Origin of the sequence: Actinotalea ferrariae, from assembly GCF_019733465.1 — a bacterium.
GTDB classification, from domain to species: Bacteria; Actinomycetota; Actinomycetes; order Actinomycetales; family Cellulomonadaceae; genus Actinotalea; species Actinotalea ferrariae_A.
In genome coordinates, this window is the sequence record NZ_JACVQL010000294.1 from 1 (window position 1) to 2,031 (window position 2,031).

2 protein-coding genes are annotated in these 2,031 nt (G+C 76.8%); one reads left to right on the plus strand and one right to left on the minus strand.

The window, feature by feature from the left end; all coding sequences use genetic code 11:
- Positions 1 to 601 (plus strand): TOBE domain-containing protein (locus tag ICW40_RS18180; RefSeq protein WP_221655412.1); only part of this gene is annotated, 601 nt, incomplete at its 5' end.
- A 42-nt stretch (positions 602 to 643) separates the two neighbouring features.
- Here the strand turns inward: ICW40_RS18180 and ICW40_RS18185 are convergent.
- Positions 644 to 2,031, minus strand: a 1,388-nt coding sequence (locus tag ICW40_RS18185) for a multicopper oxidase domain-containing protein (protein WP_221655413.1), incomplete at its 5' end; no start/stop codon positions are given.

Here is a 2,031-nt window from a genome sequence, read left to right on the forward strand (position 1 = left end):
CCTCTCCGGCGGGCAGGCGCAGCGCGTGGCGCTCGCGCGGACGCTCGCGGCCGGGCCCCGCGCGCTCGTGCTCGACGAGCCGCTCGCGGCCCTCGATGCCCGGGCGCGCGCCGACGTGCAGCGCGCCCTCGCCGACCACCTCGCGTCCTTCGACGGACCGAGCGTGCTGGTCACGCACGACGTCGTCGACGCGCTCGTGCTGGCCGACCGGCTCGCCGTCCTGGAGGACGGCCGCATCGTGCAGAACGGTGCGCCGCGCGACGTCGTCCGCCGACCGGCGACGCCGTACGTCGCCCACCTGCTCGGGCTCAACCTCTTCCGCGCGCCCGTCCCCTTCCTCGCCGGGGGCGGGCCGGCCGGTGCGAACGTCGCCGTGCGCCCGTCGGCCATCACGCTCGAGCCGGCCGGTGGCGAGGCGCGCACCGGGACCTGGGTCGGGACGGTCGCCGCCGTGAGCACGCGCGGCGAGCACGTCCGGGTCGAGGTCGACGGCGAGCCCGGGGCCCTCGTCGAGACGACGGCGGCCGACCTGCCGCCGTACGTGCGTCCGGGCGCGCGGGTCGCGATGCGCGTCGCCCCGGCCGCCGTCGAGACGTACTGAGGGCTGCGGCCCGCGCCCCCGGGGCGCCGTGCACGCCGGTCGTCAGGGCGCCCGGTCGGTGACCTCGACGTGGCCGTGGGCGCCGCGCTCGGCGTCGACCATGACGTGCGAGACCACGGGGTAGTGCCCGGCCTCGGGGAACGTCAGCTCGACGAACCCGCCCTGCGCGGGCAGCAGCCCCAGCACCTGCGACCCGCCCGTCGCCCCGGGGTCGGCACCCGGCCCGCCGAGCAGGTACGCGCCCTCGGCGTACACGGTGTCGAACTGACCGCCGACCACGTGGAAGGACGACGCCCGGTTCGGGCCCGCGTCGAGCACCCAGATCCGCACGCGCTCGCCCGTGAGCGCGGCGAGCGGCACGTGGTCGTACTGGTTCGCGTACCCGTTGAAGACGACGGCGTCCGGGCGCTCGGCCGCGACCGCGGCGGCGTCGGCCACCCCGTCCTGCGGGCCGAGGTAGAGCTCGGACTGCACGAGGAGGTACTCGCGGTCGACGGCGGGCAGGTCCGGCGGGTCGATGACGACGGCCCCGAACATCCCGTTCGCGATGTGCAGCGACATCGGCATGGTCGAGCAGTGGTACATCCACACCCCGGAGCGCGTCGCCGTGAAGCGGTACGTGAGCCGCTCGCGCGGGTCGATGGTGCGCATGGGCTCGTCGGGCGCGAGCGCGCCGGCGTGGAAGTCGATCGAGTGCCCGATCGTCCCGTCGTTGACCAGCGTGATCTCGAACGTGTCGCCGACGCGGCCGCGCAGCGCCGGCCCGGGCGCCGAGCCGCCGAACGTCCACAGCGTCTGGGTGACGCCCGGGGCGACCTCGCGCTCGACCTCCTCGACCTCGAGGGTGAGCCGGTGGACGCGCTCGTCCGGCGCCGGGGCGAGGACCGGGTCGTACGGCTGGAAGGCCGGGCCGGGCTCACCCATGAGGTCCATGTCGACCGCCGCGCTCTCGGCGACGGTCCCGTCGTGCCCACCGTGGGCCGGGTCGGCGTCGTCAGCCGGCCCGGGCTTCTCGTCTGGTCCGGTCGCCGCCTGCGCGCCGCCCACGACGACGACGTCGAACGTCATGCCCATCTGCCGGTGTCCCGCGACCGAGCACCACCCGGCGACGCCGCGTCCGACGACGCCGAGGTCGATGCGCGCGGTCGCGCCGGCCGCCAGGCGCCCGCTGCTCGCGCCCGAGTCGAGGACGAGGTCGTGCACCGTGTCGTCGACGTTCGTCACGACGAGCACGAGCGCGTCGCCCGCCGTCACCTCGACCGACGACGGCTCGAACCGCATGTCCCTCGCCTCGACCTCGACCTCGACCACGCGCCCGGTCGCGGCGACGCCCGCCGTCGGCGCCGCGCCGAGCCCTGCGGCCGCGGGGTCCCCGGCAACACCCAGCGCGACGACGAGCGCGAGCGCGCCGGCGGCGGCCAGCCCCGGCC